General features: G+C 41.2%; 16 protein-coding genes and 1 riboswitch. Of the genes, 2 read left to right on the top strand and 14 right to left on the bottom strand.

What is annotated here, in order from left to right; all coding sequences use genetic code 11:
* Window positions 1-34: 34 nt before the first annotated feature.
* The 10 genes from V7654_RS19545 to V7654_RS19500 all read right to left on the bottom strand — a co-directional run bounded on the left by V7654_RS19545 (window position 35) and on the right by V7654_RS19500 (window position 9517).
* On the bottom strand, window positions 35-319 hold the full coding sequence (locus V7654_RS19545) for a 4Fe-4S dicluster domain-containing protein (protein ID WP_207498694.1): 285 nt from the start codon (window positions 317-319) through the stop codon (window positions 35-37).
* Window positions 319-1614 carry an FAD-dependent oxidoreductase gene (locus tag V7654_RS19540; RefSeq protein ID WP_335432471.1) on the bottom strand — a complete coding sequence of 432 codons (1296 nt, stop codon included), beginning with the start codon at window positions 1612-1614 and terminating at the stop codon, window positions 319-321. The genes V7654_RS19545 and V7654_RS19540 overlap by 1 nt, the downstream gene beginning before the upstream one ends.
* Complete coding sequence (locus V7654_RS19535) at window positions 1607-2632, bottom strand: electron transfer flavoprotein subunit alpha/FixB family protein (protein WP_335432470.1); 1026 nt, start codon at window positions 2630-2632, stop codon at window positions 1607-1609. Before V7654_RS19535 ends, V7654_RS19540 begins: the two co-directional genes overlap by 8 nt.
* A 326-nt stretch (window positions 2633-2958) precedes the next feature.
* Window positions 2959-3777 carry an electron transfer flavoprotein subunit beta/FixA family protein gene (locus tag V7654_RS19530; protein ID WP_335432469.1) on the bottom strand — a complete coding sequence of 273 codons (819 nt, stop codon included), beginning with the start codon at window positions 3775-3777 and terminating at the stop codon, window positions 2959-2961.
* Window positions 3778-4457: 680 nt separating this feature from the next.
* On the bottom strand, window positions 4458-4712 hold the full coding sequence (locus tag V7654_RS19525; protein WP_335432468.1) for an aspartyl-phosphate phosphatase Spo0E family protein: 255 nt from the start codon (window positions 4710-4712) through the stop codon (window positions 4458-4460).
* A 191-nt stretch (window positions 4713-4903) separates the two neighbouring features.
* The gene (locus V7654_RS19520) at window positions 4904-5437 is read right to left on the bottom strand and encodes a 1,2-dihydroxy-3-keto-5-methylthiopentene dioxygenase (protein ID WP_335432467.1); all 534 of its coding nucleotides are present in this window, start codon (window positions 5435-5437) and stop codon (window positions 4904-4906) included.
* Between the two features lie 96 nt (window positions 5438-5533).
* Window positions 5534-6169, bottom strand: coding sequence for a methylthioribulose 1-phosphate dehydratase (locus tag V7654_RS19515; RefSeq protein WP_335432466.1), 636 nt, complete (start codon window positions 6167-6169; stop codon window positions 5534-5536).
* The gene (locus V7654_RS19510; protein WP_335432465.1) at window positions 6166-6828 is read right to left on the bottom strand and encodes a 2-hydroxy-3-keto-5-methylthiopentenyl-1-phosphate phosphatase; all 663 of its coding nucleotides are present in this window, start codon (window positions 6826-6828) and stop codon (window positions 6166-6168) included. The genes V7654_RS19515 and V7654_RS19510 overlap by 4 nt, the downstream gene beginning before the upstream one ends.
* Window positions 6825-8048 (bottom strand): 2,3-diketo-5-methylthiopentyl-1-phosphate enolase, encoded by a 1224-nt coding sequence (mtnW, locus tag V7654_RS19505; RefSeq protein ID WP_335432464.1) that lies wholly within the window; start codon window positions 8046-8048, stop codon window positions 6825-6827. Before mtnW ends, V7654_RS19510 begins: the two co-directional genes overlap by 4 nt.
* Before the next feature lie 96 nt (window positions 8049-8144).
* A riboswitch (SAM riboswitch) is annotated at window positions 8145-8253 on the bottom strand.
* Window positions 8254-8323: 70 nt separating this feature from the next.
* Window positions 8324-9517, bottom strand: a complete 1194-nt coding sequence (locus V7654_RS19500; RefSeq protein ID WP_335432463.1) for a pyridoxal phosphate-dependent aminotransferase — start codon at window positions 9515-9517, stop codon at window positions 8324-8326.
* A gap of 127 nt (window positions 9518-9644) precedes the next feature.
* On the opposite strand from V7654_RS19500, the gene V7654_RS19495 reads away from it, so the two are divergent.
* A complete protein-coding gene (locus tag V7654_RS19495; RefSeq protein ID WP_335432462.1) occupies window positions 9645-10427 on the top strand; it encodes a carbon-nitrogen family hydrolase in 783 nt (260 codons plus the stop codon).
* Window positions 10428-11213: 786 nt separating this feature from the next.
* Here the strand turns inward: V7654_RS19495 and V7654_RS19490 are convergent.
* The 4 genes from V7654_RS19490 to V7654_RS19475 all read right to left on the bottom strand — a co-directional run bounded on the left by V7654_RS19490 (window position 11214) and on the right by V7654_RS19475 (window position 17271).
* Window positions 11214-11798 (bottom strand): metalloregulator ArsR/SmtB family transcription factor, encoded by a 585-nt coding sequence (locus V7654_RS19490; protein ID WP_335432461.1) that lies wholly within the window; start codon window positions 11796-11798, stop codon window positions 11214-11216.
* A 110-nt stretch (window positions 11799-11908) separates the two neighbouring features.
* On the bottom strand, window positions 11909-13489 hold the full coding sequence (locus V7654_RS19485; protein ID WP_335432460.1) for a PAS domain-containing sensor histidine kinase: 1581 nt from the start codon (window positions 13487-13489) through the stop codon (window positions 11909-11911).
* 474 nt (window positions 13490-13963) lie between these two features.
* Complete coding sequence (locus tag V7654_RS19480) at window positions 13964-16258, bottom strand: thiamine pyrophosphate-dependent enzyme (protein ID WP_335432459.1); 2295 nt, start codon at window positions 16256-16258, stop codon at window positions 13964-13966.
* Complete coding sequence (locus tag V7654_RS19475) at window positions 16258-17271, bottom strand: 2-oxoacid:acceptor oxidoreductase family protein (protein ID WP_335432458.1); 1014 nt, start codon at window positions 17269-17271, stop codon at window positions 16258-16260. Before V7654_RS19475 ends, V7654_RS19480 begins: the two co-directional genes overlap by 1 nt.
* 330 nt (window positions 17272-17601) lie before the next feature.
* On the opposite strand from V7654_RS19475, the gene V7654_RS19470 reads away from it, so the two are divergent.
* Window positions 17602-18645: an acyltransferase family protein gene (locus V7654_RS19470; RefSeq protein ID WP_335432457.1), complete on the top strand. Its 1044-nt coding sequence runs from the start codon at window positions 17602-17604 to the stop codon at window positions 18643-18645.
* Window positions 18646-18778 lie beyond the last annotated feature (133 nt).

Raw genomic sequence — 18778 nt, 5'->3', positions numbered from 1 at the left:
CATTGGGCGTTAACAGAGCCTTCAGATAAGTTGTTTAAGCAAGCCTGAACACGATTCCGTGCCCGCCTTTTGGATATTCCCATTTAATGTTCTGATACGGACAGCCGATCCTGCAGCTGCCGCATTCATGGCAGCCTTCATAACCGACTTGCATCCGTTTTCCTTCCCATTTATATACTTCCGCAGGGCAGAAAACAGTACAGAGTTTGTCAGGGCATTGAGTCATGCATACGTCATGATCAAGTACAGTCAGATGCGATTTTGTGTCACACTTAAACCTTAAGAGATATTGTTTTTCCTCGATGTTTGTCGTTGACATTATTTCACCGCCTTCCATGCACGATAGATATCCTGCATTACCTTAAAGGTTCCTTTTTCAGCAGTCATGCTGCGCATGATTTCTTTTTGCTTTTCTTTTTTCGGTGTTCCGTCTACTGTAAAGAATTTGCTCATTGCCTGATTCACCATTGGCAAGTACTCCTTAAAGTACTGCGGATACTTCTCAAATGTGTGGGCAGCATCCTTGTATTTTTCAAGGTCCTTGATGATGAAGCTTCCATATAATGCTTCTTTGTATCGATTCAGGCTCTTTTCACTGAAGTTACCATCTTTCTTCGCTTCGACGATTGCTTCTGCGGCCATTTTCCCTGAAGCCATTGCCATGTTGGAGCCTTCGCGATGTATGGCGTTTACAAGCTGCGCTGCATCCCCAACCACAAGTACACCATTTCCGGCCACACGTGGAACGGAATGATATCCTCCTTCTGGAATCAGGTGGGCAAGGTACTCAGCTGACTCTCCGCCTTCAAGATAAGGACGCACCATCGGATGCTTTTTCAAGTAATCCAGCAATTCATATGGTTTGAGCTTTGCTTTGATCATACTTGAAAGTGTAGTTCCGACCCCGATATTCAAACTATCTTTATTTGTATAAAGGAAGGCTGTACCGAGGTTGCCTTTTGTTGAATCCCCGAAAATCTCAATCGTTGTTCCATGATTTCCTTCGAGATTGAATCGGTCATTAATTTTTTCTTTTGGAAGATTAATCACTTCCATTACAGTCAAGGCTACTTCATCAGGACGGAATTCCCTGTGGAAGCCGAGCTGCTTGGATAGTAATGAGTTGACGCCATCTGCGAGGACAACGACATCAGCAAATGCCTCTCCATCTGGACGGTCGGTGCGAATACCGACCACCTTGCCGTTCTCGACAATGCATTCTGTCACGACTGTCTCATTGATCAGCAATGCGCCGGCCTCGACAGCTTTCTGGGCGAACCACTGGTCGAACTGTGCTCGAAGCACCGTAAAGTTATTATATGGTTCAACTGCCCACTCAAGACCTTTATAGCCGAATTGAACGACTGACTCTTTGTCCATCATCCAAAAGCGCTGTTCAACGACAGGCCTTTCCAATGGAGCTTCCTTCCAGAATTCAGGGATAATCTCTTCCATTTGTTTACGGTAAAGGACACCACCCATTACGTTCTTGCTTCCAGGATATTCACCACGTTCAATCAATAACACCTTCAGCCCGCTTTTTGCGCAGCTGTAAGCACATGAGGTTCCAGCAGGTCCGGCACCAACAACGATAACATCAAATTTTTCAGGCATAGCTCATTTCCCCGCCTTTCTCTTTGCTGAGCTCTTTGAATTGCTGGATTAGCTTAGGCACAATTTCCATCGCATCTCCAACAATGCCATATGTGGCTACATCGAAAATCGGCGCATTCGGATCCTTATTGATGGCGATAATTAACTCAGAGTTTTTCATTCCTTCAACATGCTGGATGGCGCCAGATATACCAATTGCAAAATAGATTTTTGGGGTGACTGTCTCGCCTGTCTGACCGACTTGCTGCTCATGCTTCAGCCAGCCAGCTTCAACAACGTCCCTCGTTCCTCCTACGCTTGCCCCGATGACATCCGCTAGCTCATGAATCAGCTGGAAGCCCTGTGGGTCGCCCATTCCTTTTCCACCCGCAACAATGACATGTGCCTCTGCAAGGCTTGCTTTTTTTGTTACGTCCTTCACAATTTTAAGCACTTTTGTCCGCATATCTTCTTCGCGAAGATTAAATTCTTCTACGATAATGACACCTTTTCTTTCTGTATCAGCTTCAAGGGCCTTCATGACCTTTGGGCGGACTGTTGCCATTTGCGGTCTGTGTTTTTTACAGAGGATCGTTGCCATGATATTCCCGCCGAATGCAGGACGGCTTGCCTCTAGCAACCTTTTATCCACATCGACGTCTAGCATTGTCGTGTCTGCTGTAAGACCCGTGCTTAAATCAGTCGCAACTGCACTTGCAAGGTCTTTTCCATTAGGGGTTGCTCCATACAGGAAGATTTCTGGCTTATACTTTTCGGCCAGGATGCAGACACCTTTCATGTAAGATTCAGTCCGATAATTTTTTAGCACTGGATGATCAACTACATATACCTGATCGGCTCCTGCATAAATGACTTCGTTAGCAATCGGAAGGACACCTTCACCCAGCATTACTCCGGAAAGCGGTACTTCAAGCTTATCAGCAAGCTTTCTGCCGGCACCAAGCAATTCCAATGAAACACCTTCGATTTTAGCTTCATTTACTTCAATGAATACCCAGACTCCCTGGTTTTCTTGCATCCTGTTATTCCCCCTTAAAATCGGAATCAAGAGTTGGCAGCTTTTATTTTAAAGTCTCTGTTAAACAAGGCTGTTGATTTTCGTTCCAGGCGCTTCACTTTCCGCGGGGCTGGCGTTGAGCCCGCAGGAGTCTACACGCCTTCCACTACAATCAACAGGTTTAAAAAAACAACATTAGGCTTTAACAGAGCCATTTAAAAAAAGACAGTTCTTATATGGAGTGTTTGTTACGCATAAAACTATAAAGCTAAGTGCTTTGTTCTTTATCAAGGCAACGCATGTACACATCTAAAAATCCTGCAGTTTTTTGAGACTGGTTACAAGGTTTACGACAGTATCTTAAATAAGTCTTTTCGTTCCATTAAAACATCCATCAGCTGTTCAATCTGTGAATCTGCGTCTCCCTCGATCCTCTTGCCACCTTCAAGCTTAGGAGGTGTAAACATTTTACCTACAATTGTTGGTGAACCTTTCAATCCCAATTGGGTTTTATCGACATCTCCCAGATCATTTACGGACCAGATTACCGGTTCGTATCGTGCAGCATTGATCATATTTGGCAGTGGAGCATATTCAATGTCATTTATTTCTTTCTCTACGGTCAACAAGCAGGGCAGTTGGGACTGTATCACTTCATAGCCGTTGATTTGCTTACGCTTTATATGGACATACTTTTCTTCTTCATTTATCTCCGAAACTTCGATTACATTTGTCACAGGCGGAATATCGAGTCGTCTTGCTATTCCTGGCCCTACTTGACCGGTATCCCCATCAATCGCATGCTTTCCACAAATGACAAGATCAATCGGCTTATCTTTTGAAATTTTTTCAAGGGCCTTAGAAAGTGCATAGCTTGTTGCAAGTGTATCTGCACCGGCGAAAGCCCTGTCTGAGATTAAGAAGCCTTGGTCAGCCCCAATTTCTACACTCTTCTTAATAACAGCTACTGCCTGGGGGGGTCCCATCGATAAAACCGAAATCGTACCACCTGTTTTGTTCTTTATTTTTACTGCTTCCTGAACAGCATGAGCATCATATGGGTTTAAGATTGCTGGTGCGCTGCGCCGGTCCAGGGTGTTTGTCTTAGGATTGATTTTAATGATTTTTGTATCGGGCACTTGCTTAACACAAACGACAATGTGCATGATTCTCTTTCCCCTCCTTAAAATAACAAACAATTAAATTATGAAAGCGATTTCTAAAGCTCTTTTCGTTAGTTTTGCAGTTTGACCTATTTAGAGACCAATAAATAGAGACACAGTCTTGATCCCATGGAATAGAGTTCTGTAAAGAGGCATTATCATAGCTGGAAAAACAACAATCATAGCAAAAACAGCCTAGATAAAAAAATGCCATGTAGTACGATATATGAATCGCTTTACAAGCATAGTACCAACAAATAAAAAAGTGAAAAATCGAAGTGCAGGCAATAAGTCATACAAAAGGAAAATTCCGAACTTTCGTGAACCAAATGAAGCACATTGTATAAAATGGTTATGATGTGTGGCGCATGGTGGGGTGTAAAGGCTTACGTTGATAAAAACCTATCTATGTTAAAAATATATAAAATGTTCGATTAAAAACTATGATAAAAATCACATATAGCCATATTCTCGTGAATTTTTGAGCAAATTGTTAATTCTCTGGAGAGATTGATTTGTTATGTGTTGATTGGCAAATGAGTATTGTGGAGATTGGAGGTTTGTTACCCTATTAAAAAGATTTCAATAAGGATAAAAGCTTCACAGTTAATGAAAAGAGTTAATTGAAATATTGTAGCCACCGCCGGCCAGGGCAGTGGCTACAATATTTCTATCTATTCAAATCAACCGAATTTTGCATGTGATAAAATATATTGCTTTTTCGTTAGCAAGATCATCTGCCTAAAAAGGAGTTTTCCTCTTTGCCTCTGAATTTCTGCTTCTTTACATAAAGTTTGATATTCAAATATCAAACGGTCCAGATTCTGGCTGAAGCGAATTGTTTCCTCGCTTGTATAACCTGATTCACTTGCCGAAGTCACCATTCGTTCCCTCATGCGATCTATTTCCTTTAATAAGGCCCTTTGCGATTGATACACTTCATAATTCCTCCTATAAATCCTCTACTACTTTAACTCCTTAAATAAATAAAAGATTACTTGAAAAATTATTGCAAATGCTTGTATCAAAGTAAATAGATTCGCAAAATAAGACATTTTTCTCTGCTAAAAATTTTTTCTTCGACAATATTCACGCTTCTTTACTTTGTCCTTGGAAAACGTAAATTGGGTTACTGGCTTACTTTCTCGTTTTCATAAATAGGTACCCAACCTTCTGTCGTTACAAAAATCCTTACTGCGACCACCTGTCTGTCATCCTGCAAAGTGAAATAGTGGCGCACGTTTTCAGGTACTGAAATCAAATCGCCAGGATTAAGAAATACTTCAAAAAATTCTCCGTCTTTGCCCTGGATCACAAACACTCCATGTCCGCTGACAATAAATCGTACTTCATCATCTGTATGGTGGTGCTCCTGCTTGAAATTCGCAAGAAGCTGGTCTAGATTCGGAGTATTGCTTGATAAGGAAATGACATCTTGGGCTTGATAACCCCTGCGGTTTGAGATATCCTCGATTTCAGCCTTAAAAGCATCCAGTATTTGCTGTTTTTCTTCATCTGATAAGAGGAATTTTTCCTGCAGGTTAGCTGGCAGCTTTTCAATATCCCAATTTTCATAAATTACTTCTTGTTCATTTAGAAAAGAAGCTACCTCTTGTTGATCGACAATTCTTTCTTTTGAATTTTGCTTTACGATAAATGCCATTTGAAATCTCTCCTTCATTTATACTTATATTTTGTCTCCGTTAAATTTGTCTGCTGATTTCCGATCCAATCAACTGGACTAAAAAATAAATATCTTCTAAACTACTTTAAATAATTGAAATGGTTTGTGTTCCAGGAGCCTTAATTGATATCGGAATAAAAATTCTGTTGCCTCTAGTATTTTCTTAGCCTCAAATGCATTCCGGCCCCAGACTGTGATGCCGTGATTTCTGATCAGGACTGCTCCTGTATCCCCTTTTACATGCTCAGAAAACGCTTTTGCCAGAGATGGAATATGTGCATGATTCGGAATAATAGGAATTTTGAGGACGGCATCTTCCTCCCATTTATCAAATGCTTTAATTAATTCCTGGCCCTGAAATTGGACTTCCCCCCTGTCACCATAGACTTCGGAGATTACATTATTGTCAATCGTGTGCACATGCAAGCTGCAGCCTGCGTTGGTCTTTCTATATACTTCAACGTGCAGAAGTGTCTCGGCTGATGGCTTCAAATGCGTTTCTTCAACTGCCCGCCCGAATTGATCGACAAGCAAAAAGTCTTCCTCAGTACGTTTCCGTTTATCTTTTCCGCTCGCTGTAACCAGAAACTGTACAGGGTCGCTGCTTACCTTGATCGCAAGGTTGCCGCTTGTTCCCATAAACCAGTCCCGTTCAGCCAGTTCTGCCTTCACATCAGCAAGTTCTTCCCATTTTGTTTCTAAAATGCTCATCCTCTCACCCCTGTCTTGGTTTTAAGAGCTTCTATACAATCATAAAAAGTTTCAAATGGTGTATGGGGAATTTCCCATTCTTCACACTTGGCTTTTAAATAATCTCTTGCGAATACAAAGTCTGCCTGCTTTGCAGCTTCAAGATCGGTTACCGAGTCACCTATGACAATTTTATATGTTTCGTTTTGAGTAAGCTTTCTCATAATGGATGGCTTACAGCAGCCACAATCATTGGAACATTGCTCATCGCAGCTGTTTGGCCATTCAATTCTGATTGTCTGCTTCGAAAAATCTGAGCCATTGCAATAAACTCCAGCAAACGGTCCAAACCGCTCAATAATTGGTTCTATAAAAAAATCAATTCCGCCGCTGACGATATAAACCGGGATACCTTCCTCTTTCGCGAACTCAAGAAATTCCTGAAAGCCCGGACGAATTTCGGCATTTTCCACAGCATAATGAATGATTTCTTCCTTCAGACTAACCGGCAGGAGGGAAAACATCCTGCCGACTCCTTCTCTGATTGAAACACGTCGGTCCAGTACGGCATCCTTCAGCTCATCCCAGCCAGAAGGTGCAAATTTATTCATGATAGAGATAATGTTGTCTTTTTCAGTTACTGTTCCGTCAAAATCACAGAAAACGACGGGATTTATCATTTGGACACCGCCTCGGATGAACCCCATAGAGCGAGAGCAATCTTGAGTTCATCATGCTCCAGTGCTCCTTCTTCAAGTGTTTTACCATTCAGCACAGTATCAATTGCTTGCCTGAACGCCTTGCCTCCACCTTGAGCTCCGCCTGGGTGACCATGGACACCGCCACCTGCATTGATAATTGAATCGACTCCAAAATCGTTAATCAAGAGCGGCACCATGCCAGGGTGAATACCAGCTGAAGGCACTGGGAAGCTCTTTTTAAAAAGGTCCTCGGCAGTCAATGCATCTGAGATGGAAATGGCCTGTTGCTTTTCAAGTGCAACACTTCCATAAGGCGATGGGAACAGGGAGAAATCTGCTCCTGCATAGCGAAGCAGTTTACCAAGGAGCAATGAATGGGAAAATCCATAATCTTCAGCAGAAGTCAGAGCCCCGCTTACAGCCGGATGAGCCATGATCGGCACGTTAATCTCATCGTCCTCCCTCAGTTCCTGGAGAACATCCAATCCGTAGGCAAAAACATTGAATAACAATGCATCAGCTCCCAGTTCAGCCGCTTTCCTTGCTTTATCTCTTAACTGGGAAGTCCTTCCTGTAAGGTTGGCAGCATATAAGGTTCTGTGACCAGTAGTTTCATAGACATCAGCCAAAACCTTCCTCCCCTCTGAGATTCTCTTATCAAAAGGGGTAAGTTCATTTTCGAACAGAATTTCATCGTCCTTGATCAAGTCTACCCCACCTAAACTTTGTTCCCGTAATTGCTTAAGCAGGAAATCAAGATCGCGGCCAATCACACCTTTAAATATACTCATCAACAATGGACGATCATAAACCCCTAATTTACTGCGGATGCCCTCGATTCCAAATCGTGGTCCTGGAAAAACTTTTTTGAGCTCATCCCCAAATTGGAGATCGACTAATTTCACTTTGCCATCAAGCGAGAGCTTTCCAAAGACGGTTGTTAAAATCGCCGGCAGATCTGGTGAAAAATTCAAGGCAGGATAAGCAATTTTTATTGTCGCGACCGTTTCTGAATTGCTGTCAAGGCCGGTTCCTTCAACAGAAACCACTCTACCCTTATGTTTTTTAAGCTGTTTTTGATCGAGCTCTGGCAAATCTGTCCATGAACCTACTGTCAGTCCGAGTGCGATTCCCTCGGCCTTCTTCTCTGGATTATGCTTTGAATCATGTACAAAATAAGTTGCTGTAATTTCACTCATGAAGCTCATTCCCTTCTAAAACAAAAATCGTCCTGCTAGAACAGGCATAAAAAAAACCTCTTCGAAAAGAAGAGGTTAGATGAATAAACTAACATCTCCTTATCTATCAGCTTCCGCTGCAAGAATTAGCACCGTGCCCAGCAATAATGCTGGGTCGGTTGCCGGGCTTCATAGGGCTCGTCCCTCCACCTGCTCTTGATAAGAAAATAATTTTATTAAGTTATTTAATTGGTTTAATTAGTTAAATAATTTTATTAATTAGGATTATGTCAGGTTCATAAATCATTGTCAATATGTTTTTTGAAAATTCCCAAGCTTTCAATTCTGCTGACAGCCTCCCTGAGACGATCCTCGGAGGTAAGCAAACCTACCCTGACATACCCTTCTCCATATTCACCAAATCCTACTCCCGGCGCCACCGCGATATGTGCTTTATCCAATAAGAAATCAGCGAATTCAACAGAAGTAAACGTCTCAGGAACTTTTAGCCAAGCAAAAAATGAGCCTTTTGGAGCTGTAATATTCCATCCGATATTTTTTAGCCCTTCGACCAGCACATTCCTTCTTGATTCATACAAGTTATTCAATTCGGAAACACATTGCTGCGAACCCAGTAAGGCCTCTGCAGCTGCTTCCTGAACCGCGCCAAACAAGCTGACATACATATGGTCCTGAAGCAAATTGATCGCCGCAATCACACTTTTGTTCCCGGCGGCAAAGCCAACACGCCAGCCTGCCATATTATACGTTTTAGAAAGGGTATAAATTTCTATTCCAACATCCTTGGCGCCTTCAGCTTGTAAAAAACTATACGGGTGTTTTCCATCAAAGCCAATCGCTCCATAGGCAAAATCATGAACGACACAAATACCATTTTCTTTCGCAAGCTTAATCGTGTCTTCAAAAAAATTCTCGTCAGCGATGGCTCCTGTTGGATTATTCGGGTAGTTAAGAAACATCAACTTTGCTTCGGATAAAACTTCCTTTTTAAGCTCCGTATAATCAGGCAAAAAACCATTTTCTTCCCTAAGAGGCATTGTCACCATTTTCGCTCTCGCCAGTTCAACACCTGACCAGTAATCAGGATATCCAGGATCAGGGACAAGAATCGTATCGCCTGGATTAAGCAAGCATTGAGGAATTTCGACGAGACCGGCCTTCCCTCCAAATAGAATCGCAATTTCCTCTTCTGGATCAATATGGACCCCGTATTCCCGTTGATAAAATTCTGCCGCTGCTTCCTTGAATGAACGCATTCCCCTGAAAGGAGAATACTTATGGTTAAGCGGATTCTCAGCCGTTTCTTTTAATTTATTGACAATATGTCCAGGAGTCGGCTGGTCCGGATTACCTTGACCAAGGTTAATTACATCTGCCCCCTGCTCAGTGTATCTCCCTACTTTTTGGACGAGAGATGCAAAGAATTGCTTGGGCAGGCTCTTCAATAATTCTGATTGTTGAAATTCCATTTTTTCACCTGCTTAAAGAACTTATTATATTTTGAAAATTTTAATTTGAAATTCTAGTCACAAATGATATAACGTTAATAGTAACTTGTAAAGAAATAATTTTCAGAAATTATGGCGGTGATTTAAGATGAAATTTAAAATAGCCTGTCTGCAAATGGACATCGCGTTTGGAAATTCGAAAAAAAACTACGATACAGCAATGAACCTAATGGAAAAAGCTAGCTCTGAAAAGCCAGATATTATCGTGCTCCCTGAGCTTTGGACTACTGGTTATGATTTAGCAAACCTAAAAGATCAAGCCGATGCAGACGCACGTGAAGCCGCAGCCTTTTTAAAGGGTAGTGCCACCAAATACAATGCTCATATTGTCGGCGGATCGGTAGCTAATAAGACGGATGCTGGTATTGAAAATACAATGCTTGTATTCGATCAGAGTGGCGAGCTTTCAGGGAAATATAGTAAATTGCATTTGTTTCAGCTGATGGATGAACACTTATATCTGGCCGCCGGAAAGCAAAAAGGGCTTTTTTCTTTGGACAGCCAAAAATTTGCCGGGCTGATTTGTTATGATATTCGCTTTCCGGAATGGGTACGCGCACATGCTCTTGAGGAGGTTGAAGCAATGTTCGTCGTTGCTGAATGGCCAATACAGCGTCTCGAACATTGGAGGGCACTGCTCATAGCCAGGGCAATTGAAAATCAGAGCTATATAATCGCCTGCAACCGTTCAGGCTCTGATCCAAACAATAAATTCGCAGGCCATTCCATGGTAATTGGACCATGGGGAGACATAATTGCTGAAGCAGGGGAAGAACAGGAGATTCTTACAGCTGAAATTGACCTTGACCAGGTAAAAGATGCGAGAAGCAGAATACCAATTTTTGCAGACCGCAGGCCTGAACTATATTAATTATTTTCAAACTCAGAAAAAACCGCTCTCTCATTTACTAAACCGTTCCGTTTTGAGGTGCCTTTCTTAAAATACGTGTCGAAATGACGATCCGTATTGGCGTCGTTATTGATAGATAAAAACCTTAAAGCCTCATTTATTTGTGATACGGTTGATCGTATAGCATCAAAATGAGATTCTCTTGGATTTTTGAGTTATCCTCATTCCCTTTTAAATAAGATGTCTTGTTCTTAATCGGTAACCACCAAAAGTAAATAAGCGGAGATTTTTCGGTTAAATACAGATGGGAGCTCGTTTAGGGGGTATATAAGGGGAGGTTTTCCGATTATGCAAAGCAAAATCTCCCCTTGTCGAATTTTTCGAGTCAATAGGCGGAATCTCTCCGTTTATTTAAGCTTTTTTTAATAATAATTATTAATTAAGCGGAATTTTTCCGTCTATCAGCTCGGGTGCTAAACCTGATCCCCTATCCGATAAGTGCGGACCCTCTTGATCCTAGATGCGGGATTCAGCAGCTTTGATCAAGATTAAAAAAATTGGTCATCAACACAGTACTGGAAATGACTGAATTTTTGACCCTCTTTTTTAATTAACAAAACCTTATGTCCATCATAATAATGTTGTCAATTGCTAGGTCGAAGTTAAATGAATTTCGTAGAAATCTTGATAAATAAAGAAAAAGACGTATGCCAATTCATACGTCAATTCTTGTGTCTTTTACAAAGAAAGCACCCTAAAACGGAACCATTTACACATTTACTAGCGCGGTTTTTAAGCTTATAAAAATTATTCCGGCTTTGCCCACATTTCTTCTGGATTCAGTTCATATATCCCATTTTCTCTGTACATATAATGGTTGATGATGAATTCTCTCCTGATCGTTGCATAGTCGTCATGAAACTTCTTGATGTATTCATTCAATTCCTTCTCAGGATACTTTCTCCCTGCCTTTAACCCACGGACAATGTATTCGAACACCATCAATTTTTTCTTTCTCTGTGCAGGAATATTCTTCAGCTGTCCGTCTTTCGTAATGAAATTTTCGATTACTTTTTTGCTCTCCAAATTACGCTCAATCATCGCTTCCACCTCCCCTTCCTTTTTCTCAATCAGCCGGCTCAGGGTCTTTGCCTGCTGCATGATGACAGATCCGTTTAAATGGAAATAAATTGTGTTTTTGTCCCTGCGCTCATAAATTACGTTTATATCACGAAGCTTCTTAATGTGATGAGTGATCGTGGGAGGGGTAAGGCCCAATTTTCCGGCAATCGCCTGCCCATGTAATGGACCATTCGTCAGCAAAGCGACAATCCTTATCCTTGTAGGATCTCCCATCGCTTTATGGAAGGCGACAATTTTATCCAGTTGCATAATTCCACTCCTTTCAAATTAAACAAACATCTAATTAGGTATGTATCTAATAATAATACAATTATCAATAAATGAAAAGCCTAAAAAAAACAGTCCGATTGAATTTTCAATCAAACTGTCTCTTTTTGGAATGGCAGGTAAATATGAAAGGCTGTTCCATGTCCTACCTCACTTTCAACCTCAATTGATCCACCATGCTCCTCTATAATTTTAAAGCTTACCATCAATCCAAGGCCAGTGCCTCTTTCCTTTGTGGTGTAAAATGGCTCTCCAAGCTTTTTTACTTTTTCTGCTGGGATTCCTTCTCCTTCATCCCTGATGGTAATATGTATCCGTTCTCCGGGAGCCGGGCTGATTGTGACAGTAACATAGCCCCCTTTTGGCATCACTTCGATTGCGTTTTTGATGATATTAATAAAAACCTTTTTTAATTGATTGGGTTCACAGAGCAGTTCTGGCAAATCGTTATCGTAGATGGTTTTGAATTGGACATCATGCAGAACTGCCTGGGCAGTAAGAAGGTCCACCGTTTCACGCATGATTTTTTTTATATCAGTATGGATATACTTAATTGCCTGTGGCTTGGCTAGAATCAGGAATTCATTGATGATGGAATCAATCCGTTGAAGTTCAGTAGTGATGACCTGGAAATATAATGAGTACGCATCGCCAGTACTGCTTTCAAGAAGCTGGATAAAGCCTTTAAGCGCAGTCATCGGGTTGCGGATTTCATGCGCAATGCCTGCGGCAAGCTCACCAAGGATATTCAGGGTGTCAGATTTGCGCAGCTGGGCTTCCATTTGAATTTTTTCAGTAATATTCCTAAAAATAATCAGATTCAAATTGTCTACAAGATGGTGTTTTACTGTATATTCAAAATGCTTTATCCTGCCTTCTTCAAATTGGATTGTCATTCTGCCATCCAATCTTCCTTTGCGAAGTAGCGACTCTTTTCTCTCTGCAATTTCTTCATCCGGGATACCAAGGTTACTAAATAACTTCCTGAAATTCCTTTCACCAAGGTCATCTTGCTTTAGTTCAAGATAAGCCATTCCAGATGGGTTAATTTCATAGTAATTACAATTTTCATCCCAGAGGATCATACCCTCGATGGATCCCTCAAATATTTTCCGGAACCTTTCTTCACTTTTGCGGAGCTCCTGCTCCATTCGATAACGATCACTGATATCACGAACAATTGTCATATGGTAACCATCGCCAGCATTCAGCTTGACAGTGAATTCAAGCAGTTTTTTCTCACCGCTCGGCAGCAAAAAGAAGGTCTCTTCGCGCAGTGCGCCTTTTTCTTTTAAAGTTTGTTTCATTTCGCAATATTTCTCATCTTTTTGGTATATGAAATCAGAGATTTTGTATTTAAGCACCTCTTCGATTGTTAAACCTAAAAATTTGCAGGTCGCTTCATTGGCAGCAAAAATTTCTCCACACTTCCCCCAGAAAACGATGCCATCCAGAGTTTCGAAAAACAGGTTCTTAAACAGCCCTTCATTTACGGTAAACCTTTTTTCAAAAGGTCTTTCATGATAATTGGCTGATTCAGGAGCAAAAGAGCAGTCTGCTGTCACTTGCTGTTTATTAAAAGCGAGTTCTTTTAACGAGGAATTTTCACGTTCTAAAGCGGCTATTTTCTCTTTCAGTGCTCTTATCTCTTCTAGCTTGTTAGCACTATCCACCTGAAAGCCTCCTTGCCGGATTCCCATTTTTCTAGTAGTTTCTACATCAATAGTAAAAATCCCTTTAAAATCGGGGATTTTTTCGTTTATTTTTACTTACTGCTTTTTTTTACTTGATAACTATATTTTGTTTTAGGAAAGTGACCAAAGATTCGTTCGTGAGTAGAGTCTTAAAGACTATTAAAAAAGGTTTGTAATTGTATCAACTATTCTATATGACTCTTTTTCTGTGGCTGTGTGGATCTCGGTAACAGAAAGCCACTCTATTTGATCCTTTTTCCTTGCCTGCGTAAATTTAGGTAACATAAAAAGATTCTTTGTGACTCTTTTTCTCTGCCTATTTATCATTAATAAAATTACAGGTACCCAAGACCTTTGCATACCTTGAGTCTAATTTAACGGAATAAGAAAATAGAAGGTTACAAAAAAGCAAAAAAATAGAAGCAAGGAAGTTATCCCTGCTTCTCCAGTATTCTATAGGTACTCGTTTTCGTGTTTTGCTTTCAAGCGCTGCCATCTTTTTTCGACTTCTTGCTCAAATTCAGCAAGCATTTCACTGTTTTCCTCTTTGAGTAGATGCTTTGTTTTACCCATATATTTCAGCCACTCTGCTAAAGGAATCTTTTTATTCTTCGCTTCTGGATCATAGGTGATATTCGTGATTCCTTCTTCAACCTCATATAGCGGGAAGAAGTTGGAATTGACTGCAGCTTCTACGATTGTCTGTCCATAACGGTCTTCTGATTTCCAGTTTAACGGGCAAGTGATCAGCAGCTTGCCATAGACCGTACCAACATTTTGCGCATACCATTGTGCCTTGGCAGCCTTTTTGACAAGGTCCTGAGGGAATGCTTCTGTTCCTGTAAAGACATAAGGAATGTTCGTTGAGGCCATGATCTGAGCTGTATCCTTATGATGGAATGCCTTACCCTTTTGAGCTTTTCCGACATTGGATGTACTTGTCATATGGCCAAACGGAGTAGAGTAGCTCAGCTGTGAACCTGTATTCATATAGCCTTCGTTATCATATTCAAGCATAATCAGCTTGTGGCCGCGCAATGCAGTACCGATTGCGGACCCCATCCCAATGTCCATACCACCGTCTCCAGTAACCATGACGAAAGTGGCATCTGCAGATACTTCAATTTCTCCTCTGCGCTTTAATTCAAGGAATGCTTCCAGTGTTCCTGATAAGGTCGCAGCACCATTTTGGAAAAGGTTATGGATGGTTGTCTGCTTATGAGAAGTATGCGGATAAGCAGTTGTGACAACATATGCACAACCAGTCTGGAACAACACGACTAAATCGCCTTCGATTCCCTTAAAGAAGAGTTCAAGTCCGCCAAAGATACCACAGCCTGGACATGCACCATGGCCGGAGGCAATTCGCTTTGGTTTAGAAGTCAGAGAGCGCAATGGCGGTATTTTCACATTGAGCTTATTTTTTTCATCATCCCTGGTTACCTGGATTAGCCCTGATTTATACACATCCCCATGCTGTGGTTCAATGACTTGCTTCAAGGTTATTTCCTGATCTCCAGGAATGTGGCCATAGTAATCAAAAGGCTTCTGGGCATACCCCTTTTCCATTGCATCAATTGCCATTGTGAAGAAGGCCTCTGCATCATCTGCATAAAAATCCTTGCCACCAAGACCGAAAACTCTGCTTAGGACAATCGTAGTATTATTTTTGTCTTCCTGAAGGGCAGATTTTATTTCATGTGTCAGGTTAGGTCCATGCCCGCCGTAAGAGTCGGCACGTTCACCAACAAGCAATGACTTTACGTTCGCAAGGGCATCCCTGATTTCTTGAGCAGGGAACGGGCGGATGATGTTGGGACTAATCACACCAGCTTTGATCCCCTTTTCGCGGAGCTTGTCGACTACATCCTTTGCAGATTCTGCAGCTGAGTTTAACAAGAATAAAGCAACCTCTGCATCTTCCATTTTGTACAAGTCGAGAATTCCATAGTTTCTTCCTGACAATTTTGCATATTCTGCAGCAACTTCTTTATAGACATCTTTCGCTTTGTACATGGCTTCAGATTGCTGGAAATGGTTATTGATTAAATCATCACCATTCATGTGGGCACCGATTGTCACAGGCTTCTTCGGATCTCTCGCGAAATTGTATTCAGTTGGAGTCTCTCCGACAAACTTCTGGACCACTGCACGATCTTTAAAATAATTCACTTTTCGCTTTTGATGAGAGGTAAAGAAACCGTCGTATGCAACCATCACAGGCAAGCGGACATCTGAATGCTCGGCAATCTTCAATGCCATGATATTCATGTCATAAACAGCCTGTGGGGTCCTTGCAGTCAAGATAACCCAGCCTGTATTCAAGGCAAAATATAGATCAGAGTGGTCCCCGCGAATATCAAGTGGACCGCTGATTGATCTTGTTACCAGGTTCATGACCATCGGATATCGAGTACCGGATTGGACTGGCAGCTGTTCAAGCATAAACATTAAGCCATTCGCACTTGTTGCATTAAAGACGCGGGCACCTGTGGCTGCAGCACCGTAACAGATCCCTGCTGAGCCATGTTCACCATCCGCAGGAATCAGCTTGATGTCATGCTCTCCTCTGGACTTCATTTGGTCAAGAAATTGAGCGATTTCTGTAGAAGGGGTGATCGGAAAATAACCCATTATATGATAATTGATTTGCGCTGCAGCCATGGCAGCCATTTCATTGCCAGATTCAAAGGTAGTAAGCTGTTCTGCTGCCGTCATTGATCTCAAATTTTCTTCTAAAATGGACATTAATAAACCCCTCCAGTCACATAAGGATAATTGTGCTTCACTCTATTCTCGTCTGCGTAGCCAATCATTTCCCTTAGCTCGCTTAACGCTGAAGTCGGGCACGCCTCTACACATTTCAAGCATCCCTTGCAATATTGGTAATCGATTCCTTTAAGGAACATTTGCTTTCTGCCCCGTTTGTCCTCGCCTTCTTCCCATACGAAGCAATAATCCGGACATGCCGTATCACATGCGGCACAGTTTATGCATTCCTCTTGGACGAATTTTGGCAGAAATCCTTGTCGTGAACCGCTTAAATCTTTAAGGATGCTGTTCGCCTGCGCAGTGATCACACCACCTATTTCCTGTGTTCCATAACCAAGCATTGGCAAAGGTCGTTGGAACGCCTTGCCCTGTGCTCCTTCGTCCATTTCATATGTCTTAAACTGCACTTCATTGTAGCCTCTTTCAAACGTCCTGATATTCGGTTCGACGAAATGAGGGTACTTCTTCTCAAACGTTTTACGGATGACATTTTTCATCGCTTCCGGATCTAGGAAATCGATAATTCGATACAAAGCTCCAAGCATCGCAGTGTTTACTTTCGTTTTTTCTTCTACTGCAATGGTTAGTGCATCTACAATTGCTAATGTTCCATATTCAAGGTGAAGATCTTTTTTTATTTCATCAAAATCCCGGGTCGAATTCACAAGCATGATGCCATCCGGGCGCAAGCCGCTTACCACATCAACCATTTTATAAAGTGCTTCATGGAAGACACCAACAACATTTGGTTCTTCTATTGGACTATGAACCCTGATTTCTGTTTCAGGCTCACAAAAACGTACAAAGCTTTTAACAGGCGATCCCTTTTTCTCTGACCCATACGAAGAAAAATTAGAACCATTCAATCCAAGTCCAAGTACTCCGGCTTCTGCCAGCATCTTCCCGGCAAGGTTTGCGCCGAGACCTCCAATTGATTCAAGTCTTATCTCATAAAATCCCAATTCATTCTTTTTCGGTAAGATAGACATAATCTCCCTCCCCATTTTAGTTGCTAAAGGTAATTGAATATCAACATTCCCCATCTATAATTTTAAAGACTAAATAAAATTAAAGCTGTGACATAAATCAAACATTTCGATTTTTTTATTAGAACACACCCAAAAATCTTATTTTTTTATCGTATTTTATTACGGTTTCTTATGTATAACAGGGATACTTTTGTATTAGTACAGAAGTCTTTATTTCCGATTTAAGGAATAAACCCCTTAAATTTCAGCTATTTACATAGTTTTTATATGTGGTTAAAAGGGTAAAAGGGTTATAGTGTTTTTTGGGGGTCTCTCACTAAGGGAGGATTTATGAAGCAACGAGATTACTACTTTGACAATGCTAAATTCATATTGATTTTTTTCGTGGTATTTGGCCATCTTCTACGCTCTTTTATTGAAGACAATGAAATGATCTACAATATATATAAAGTCATTTACACATTTCATATGCCAGCCTTCATCCTGGTATCAGGATTTTTCGCTCGGGGCTTCAATAAAAAAGGGTATGTTTTAAAGATTGCCAGAAAATTGATACTTCCGTATATCATTTTTCAATTGATCTATTCGGTTTTCTATTATTTTCTTTACAATAAATCGACTTTTACAGTAGATCCTTTGAATCCGCATTGGTCTCTCTGGTTCTTGATCAGTTTATTTTGCTGGAACATTATGCTGATTGGCTTCACCAGGTTAAGCGCGGCAACTGGACTTTTGCTAGCATTTGGATTGGGACTAGGTGTAGGATATTTTGATTGGGTTTCGAACTATTTAAGCCTTTCAAGAACATTCGTGTTCTTTCCATTGTTTCTGCTTGGGTACCACCTGACGAAGGATCATATCCGGGTACTGACTAAACCAGCTTTTAAAGTCGGCGCTTTATTGGCATTCGCGATTGTTTTTCTTGGATTCTACTTCAACCCAGAAATTGATTATAAATGGCTGCTGGGATCAAAACCTTATTCAGAAATGGAAGCTGCATCGATTTCAAGCATGTTCACACGATTAGCTTTTTATTTATTAAGTTTGATGATGGTGTTTAGCTTTTTGACAATCGTTCCCAAAAAGGAATATTTCTTTACGGATCTTGGAAAAAATACGCTGTATGTTTATCTTCTGCACGGGTTCTTTGTCCGCACATTCCGTGAGAGCCAGGTACAGGACTTTTTCCATAGCCCAGAACGTTTTCTGCTGCTGGCGATGATTGCATTACTTCTCACGTTATTGTTATCCAGCAAGTACGCTGCCGCATTTGCACAGCCATTAATCGAATTTAAAACGTCGAGAATCAATCGCCTAAAAGCCAGGTTTGCTGCGATGGTCAGATTTTATCGTAAGAAGATGTTAAGCAATTAGAATTTCAGAAGTTCAATAGCATTCATGAAAAGAGCCATCACTGCAGATGGCTCTTTCAGTTTGTCGACAAAGATACAGTTCCCCGATAATTTATTGAAACCCTGTTGATTGGAGTGGAAGGCGCGAAGACTCC

The sequence above is a fragment of the Bacillus sp. JJ1609 genome (assembly GCF_036967045.1).
GTDB lineage: Bacteria > Bacillota > Bacilli > Bacillales > Cytobacillaceae > Mesobacillus.
This window is presented reverse-complemented; position numbering and strand designations above follow the sequence as displayed.

Bases quoted from the DNA above. Each gene is read 5' to 3' on its own strand.
- V7654_RS19500 (WP_335432463.1), bottom strand. From the start codon at position 9,517: ATGGAATTTCAACAATCAGAATTATTGAAGAGCCTGCCCAAGCAATTC.
- V7654_RS19470 (WP_335432457.1), top strand. From the start codon at position 17,602: ATGAAGCAACGAGATTACTACTTTGACAATGCTAAATTCATATTGATT.
- V7654_RS19520 (WP_335432467.1), bottom strand. From the start codon at position 5,437: ATGGCATTTATCGTAAAGCAAAATTCAAAAGAAAGAATTGTCGATCAA.
- V7654_RS19480 (WP_335432459.1), bottom strand. From the start codon at position 16,258: ATGTCCATTTTAGAAGAAAATTTGAGATCAATGACGGCAGCAGAACAG.
- V7654_RS19515 (WP_335432466.1), bottom strand. From the start codon at position 6,169: ATGAGCATTTTAGAAACAAAATGGGAAGAACTTGCTGATGTGAAGGCA.
- mtnW (WP_335432464.1), bottom strand. From the start codon at position 8,048: ATGAGTGAAATTACAGCAACTTATTTTGTACATGATTCAAAGCATAAT.
- V7654_RS19535 (WP_335432470.1), bottom strand. From the start codon at position 2,632: ATGCAAGAAAACCAGGGAGTCTGGGTATTCATTGAAGTAAATGAAGCT.
- V7654_RS19540 (WP_335432471.1), bottom strand. From the start codon at position 1,614: ATGCCTGAAAAATTTGATGTTATCGTTGTTGGTGCCGGACCTGCTGGA.
- V7654_RS19545 (WP_207498694.1), bottom strand. From the start codon at position 319: ATGTCAACGACAAACATCGAGGAAAAACAATATCTCTTAAGGTTTAAG.
- V7654_RS19530 (WP_335432469.1), bottom strand. From the start codon at position 3,777: ATGCACATTGTCGTTTGTGTTAAGCAAGTGCCCGATACAAAAATCATT.
- V7654_RS19495 (WP_335432462.1), top strand. From the start codon at position 9,645: ATGAAATTTAAAATAGCCTGTCTGCAAATGGACATCGCGTTTGGAAAT.
- V7654_RS19475 (WP_335432458.1), bottom strand. From the start codon at position 17,271: ATGTCTATCTTACCGAAAAAGAATGAATTGGGATTTTATGAGATAAGA.
- V7654_RS19510 (WP_335432465.1), bottom strand. From the start codon at position 6,828: ATGATAAATCCCGTCGTTTTCTGTGATTTTGACGGAACAGTAACTGAA.
- V7654_RS19490 (WP_335432461.1), bottom strand. From the start codon at position 11,798: ATGCAACTGGATAAAATTGTCGCCTTCCATAAAGCGATGGGAGATCCT.